The organism is Clostridia bacterium (assembly GCA_019683875.1).
Classification (GTDB): Bacteria; Bacillota; Sulfobacillia; order RBS10-35; family Bu92; genus Bu92.
Genome location: JADGHN010000122.1, coordinates 1 through 4923, shown reverse-complemented (window position 1 = coordinate 4923; position 4923 = coordinate 1). Strand labels below are relative to the sequence as shown.

5 protein-coding genes are annotated in these 4923 nt (G+C 71.0%); all 5 read left to right on the top strand.

The features are described from left to right. The coding region (locus IRZ18_08490; protein ID MBX5477141.1) for an ABC transporter permease subunit at window positions 1-567 on the top strand (567 nt) is incomplete at its 5' end. Between the two features lie 12 nt (window positions 568-579). Next, window positions 580-1356, top strand: a complete 777-nt coding sequence (locus tag IRZ18_08485; protein MBX5477140.1) for an ABC transporter ATP-binding protein — start codon at window positions 580-582, stop codon at window positions 1354-1356. Then, the gene (locus IRZ18_08480) at window positions 1343-2764 is read left to right on the top strand and encodes a UbiD family decarboxylase (GenBank protein MBX5477139.1); all 1422 of its coding nucleotides are present in this window, start codon (window positions 1343-1345) and stop codon (window positions 2762-2764) included. The genes IRZ18_08485 and IRZ18_08480 overlap by 14 nt, the downstream gene beginning before the upstream one ends. Window positions 2765-2866: 102 nt before the next feature. Beyond that, entirely contained in the window at window positions 2867-3802 is a 936-nt protein-coding gene (locus IRZ18_08475; GenBank protein ID MBX5477138.1) for an acyl-CoA thioesterase, read from the top strand. Window positions 3803-3900: 98 nt separating this feature from the next. After that, complete coding sequence (gene spoIIIAA, locus IRZ18_08470; GenBank protein ID MBX5477137.1) at window positions 3901-4896, top strand: stage III sporulation protein AA; 996 nt, start codon at window positions 3901-3903, stop codon at window positions 4894-4896. Window positions 4897-4923: the final 27 nt, after the last annotated feature.

Genomic DNA, 4923 nt, shown 5'->3' with positions numbered 1-4923 from the left:
TTCGCGCTCGCCATGCTTCTCGGGGTGGGGGTCGGGATCGCGCTCGGGCTCAGGCCGAGCCTGGAGCGCGCGTTCGGCGCGTGGCTCACGGTGGCGCTCACGGTGCCGGCGCTCTGTTACGCGATCGTCGCCTTCATGGTGCTCGGGCTCTCCGAAGCGGCGACGGTGACGGCGATCGGGGTGACGACATTCCCGTCCGTGGCGATCAACGTGATCCAGGGCGTGAGGGCGCTCGACCCGTCGCTCGACGAGATGGCCGAGGTGTACGGGTTGCCGGCGCGGGTGCGCCTGCGCCGCGTGCTCTGGCCGCAGATCGCTCCGTACGTCGTCGCCGCGGGGCGCTTCGGGTTGGGCAATGCGTGGAAGATCGCGCTGTTCGTGGAGTTGCTCGGACGCTCCAGCGGGGTCGGCTACATGCTGTACTACTGGTTCCAGCTGTACCAGATGAACCAGGTCTTCGCCTGGACGGCGGCGTTCACCCTCGTCATGATCGGGATCGAGATGGCGCTCTTCCGCCCGCTCGAACGCCGGCTGTTCCGGTGGCGCGCGCGTGCGGCCGCGCACTGATCCGGGGAGGGGATGGCGGTGCTCGTCACGCTGCGGGCGGTGTCGGTCAGATACGCGACGGAGGCGGGCGTCACCTGGGCGCTGCGCGACATCGAACTGCGCGTCGAGCGCGGGCAGTTCGTCTGCCTGGTGGGCCCCTCGGGTTGCGGCAAGACGACGCTCTTGAAGGTGGTCGCCGGACTCGTGAACCCGACGTCGGGCGAGGTGGCGCTGGACGGCGCCGGTCGCCTGCGGCTGGGCTACGTGTTCCAGGAGCCGCGCCTCCTGCCGTGGGCCACGGCGCTGGAGAACGTGACGCTGCCGCTGATCGACGGGCGGTACGCCCTCGCGTCGCGGGAGGAGGCCCTGCGCGCCGGCGCGGAGTGGCTTGACCGAGTGGGGCTCGCAGGGTTCGCGGACCACTTCCCGGACCAGCTGTCCGGCGGAATGCGCCAGCGGGTGGCGCTCGCGCGGGCGTTCGCCATCCGCCCGGACCTGCTCCTCATGGACGAGCCGTTCGGCTCGCTCGACGAGCTGACCGCCCGCCGCATGCGTCAGGACCTGGCGGCGATGTGGGCGTCGTCGGGGGCGACGGTCCTGTTCGTCACGCACAACGCGACCGAGGCGGCATTCCTCGCCGACCGCATCGTCGTGCTGTCCCCCCGTCCCGGCCGGGTGGTGGGGGAGATCCGACCGGACCTGCCGCGGCCCCGCCGCATCGACGACCCGGCCCTGTTCGAGGTGGCCGCGGCGGTGTTGCACCGGCTTGAACAGGCGGCGGAACGGGGCGACGGTCATGCCGTACGCTGATCTGCGCGCGTTTCTAAGTGCGCTGGAGCGCATGGGGCGGCTGCAACGGATCACCGCCGAGGTGGACAAGGACTGGGAGCTGGTGGCGGTCGCCCGTCACTATTTCCAGACCGTTCCGGAAGACCGGCGAAAGGCTCTGTTCTTCGAGCGGGTTCGTGGATACGACATCCCCGTCGTGCTGGGCGTGCTGGGCGGTTCTCGAGCGATCTACGCCGCCGCCAACGAATGCCCGCTGGAAGACGTGGCGGAGCGCTGGCGGGCCGCGCAGGAGCGGCCGTTACCCCCGCGTGTCGTCGCCGACGGGCCGGTTCACGAGGTGGTGTACGAGGGCGACCGCGCGGACGTGACCATGCTGCCGGTGCCCGTGTGGACCGTCGGCCAGGACCCCGGACCGTATCTCACCGCGCCGTTCGTCATCACGAGGGATCCGGAGACCGGCGTGCAGAACGTGGGCACGTACCGCATCTGGTGCAAAGAGCCGCGGAAGCTGCTCATGAACATCAGCTTCAGCCACGACGGGCGCCGCCATGTCGAGGCGAACAACACGGCCGGTCGCCCGACGCCGGTCGTGATCGTCCTGGGCGCCGACCCGTCGATCGGCCTTGCCTCTGTCGCAAAAATCCGGTACGGCGTCGACGAGCTGGCCGTGGCCGGCGCCGTCCGCGGCGAGCCGGTCGAGGTCGTCCGCGCGCGCACGGTGGACCTCCTTGTGCCGGCGACGGCCGAGATCACCATCGAAGGGTGGATTCGCCCAAACGAGACCGAGGAGGAGGGCCCGTTCGGAGAGTACACCGGGTACATCGGGAGAAAAACCCAGGGGTACGTCATCGACGTCACGGCCCTGACGCACCGGCACAAGCCCATCTTCCAGGCGTTCCTGTCCCAGATGCCGCCAAGCGAGTCCAGCCTGATCCGGGGCGCCGGCAAGGAGGTTGCGCTGCTGAAGCACCTGAAGAGCGACCTCCACATGCCCGTGAAGGACGTGCATCTCCTGGAGTGCGCCGGCAGCGCGGCCATTTTGGTGATCTCCATTCACAAGGACTACTGGGCGCGGCCCCAGGAGGTCATGTGGGGCGCGTGGGCGTACGACCCCACGCTGGGGAAGTACACCGTCGTCGTGGACGACGACGTCGACATCCGCGATCCGCAGGCCGTCCTGTGGGCCATGGCCTACCGCGTGCAGCCCGACCGGGACGTTCATGTCTTCCGAAACACCCGGGCGGTCGAGCTGGACCCTTCCGTGGCGCCGTACGGCCGGTCGAAGGCGGAGTGGCTGGCCACGCCGGCGTCCAAGCTGGCCATCGATGCGACTCGCAAGCACGAGTTTCCGCCCGTCGCCCTGCCGCCGGCCGAGCACCTGGAGGCGGTGCGCCGTCGTTGGGCGACGTACTTCCCGAACGGGGCGTGAGGTCGCGGGAGTGCGGCGGGCGCCGCTGCGCTATGATGAGAGCCGTGGGGAGGGCTTTCTCTGCGCAAGCGACTTCCCGCTCGGGCGGCGTTTGCCCAGGCTGTGTCCGTCGTCCGTCCTGAGGATCTGAACAACCAGCACTCCATCTTCGGCGGCCGCGTCATGAGCCTCGTGGACAGCATCGCGTCCCGCGTGGCCTCGCGGTTCAGCGGCCGGCCCGTCGTGACGGCCGGTTTCGACCTGATGAGCTTCGAGGCCGGCATCCGCGCGTTCGAGCGCATCCACCTCACGGCGCGGGGCACGCGCACGTTCCGCACGTCCATGGAGGTCGTCGTGCGCGTCGAAGGCGAGAATCCGCTCACGGGCAAGCGCTGGCGGACCAGCGACGCCACGCTGACGCTCGTCGCGCTCGGCGACGACGGCCGCCCGACGGAAATGCCCGAGCTGGTCCCTGAGACGGAGGAGGAGATCCGGTTGTGGGAGGGCGCCGAGCGCCGGCGCCAGCTGCGCCTTGAGGCGCCGCAGGAACCGGAGCCGGACTTCTCCAAGCACGATCCGGCGCTGTCGGCCCATCTCTGCTTCGAATCGACGACCGAGATCTGCATGCCGTCCGAGGCCAATGACCTCGGCCTCGCACGCGCCGGCTGGGTGCTTTCCATCGCCGACAAGCTGTGCGGCATCAGCGCCGCGCGCCATGCCGGCCGGCCCGCCGTCACCGCGGTCGTCGATTCCGTCCGTTTCGCGCGGCCGATCGCCGTGGGCGAGATCGTCAACGTGCGGACCTACCTCACGCGCGCCTTCCGCACGTCCATGGAGGTGCGCGCGGAGGTGTGGAAGCGCAAGACGCCGAGCGCCGCGCCGGAGCGCGTCACCACGGCGTATTACACGTTTGTCGCGATCGGGGACGACGGCCGGCCGACCCCCGTGCCGCCGCTGGAACCTCGCAGCGACCTGGACCGCGCCCTCTGGGAAGCGGCCGGCAAGCGGCGCGAGATGCGTCTCGCCGGCTTGAAGACGCTTTCCGATCCCGCCCAATGATTCGGCCGGATTCCCGCCGCTGACCCCTCATACCCGTGGCCATGCCCTCATATGAATCCTCGCAGGGGTAGACAAGACCTGCGAGGGAGCGTGAACCCATGTCCGACTGGCGGACGTCTGTCCGCGAGAACATCGTGCCCCGCTTGGCCGGACGCGTGCGCCTCGCGGTGGAATGCGCCCTCTCGCGCGCGCCGGGCGGTCCTGGCGAGGCGTGGCAGGAGATCCGCCTGCGCGCCGGCCGCCCGTTGCATGTCGTCACGGTGGCGGGCGAGGTCTGGCTGGCGCCGGACGGCCGCACGGTGACCGCGCCTGAGGACGGCCTCGTCGTCAGCGCGGAGGACATCGCGCGCACCCTGGCGCTCTGCGCAGACGGATCGATCTACGCGTGGGAAACCGAGCTGGCCCAGGGGTTCATCACGTTGCCGGGCGGTCACCGCGTCGGCGTGGCCGGGCGCGCCGTGTGGAACGGCGGGGCGGTGCGGACGATGCGGGACTTCAACGCGCTCAACATCCGCGTGGCGCGCGCGGTGCGGGGCGCGGCGCGCCCGCTCGTCCCGCACATCGACGGCCGTCTCCGCGTGCGGTCCACGCTCATCTACTCGCCGCCCGGATGCGGCAAGACGACCGTGTTGCGCGACCTGGTCCGCATCCTCTCCGACGGGGACGGCGTCGCGCCCTGGCGCGCCGTCGTGGTCGACGAGCGGGGCGAGATCGCCGCGTGCCGGGGCGGAGAGCCGCAGCTGGACGTCGGGCGTCGCACGGATGTGGTCGACGGGTGCCCCAAGCATGTCGGCATGGGGCTCGCGCTGCGCGCGCTCGGGCCGCAGGTTCTGGCCACCGACGAGATCGGCAGCGAGGAGGACGCGGTCGCCGTCCTCGACGCGGCGCGCGCCGGGGTGGCCGTCCTGGCGACGGCGCACGCCGGCAGCGTGGACGAACTGCGAAGCCGCCCCCTGTTGCACCGGCTGCTGGCCGCCGGCGTGTTCGAGCGCGTGGTGCGGCTGGTGCGAGACCCTCACCCAGGCGCCGTCGCGGAAGTGTCGCGGTGCGAACCCCACGTCGCGGGGGCTATGAGGGGACGGGCGCCGGCATGATGCTCTCCCTCTGGGGCGGGGTGCTCG

Bases quoted from the DNA above. Each gene is read 5' to 3' on its own strand.
- IRZ18_08485 (MBX5477140.1), top strand. From the start codon at position 580: ATGGCGGTGCTCGTCACGCTGCGGGCGGTGTCGGTCAGATACGCGACG.
- IRZ18_08480 (MBX5477139.1), top strand. From the start codon at position 1,343: ATGCCGTACGCTGATCTGCGCGCGTTTCTAAGTGCGCTGGAGCGCATG.
- spoIIIAA (MBX5477137.1), top strand. From the start codon at position 3,901: ATGTCCGACTGGCGGACGTCTGTCCGCGAGAACATCGTGCCCCGCTTG.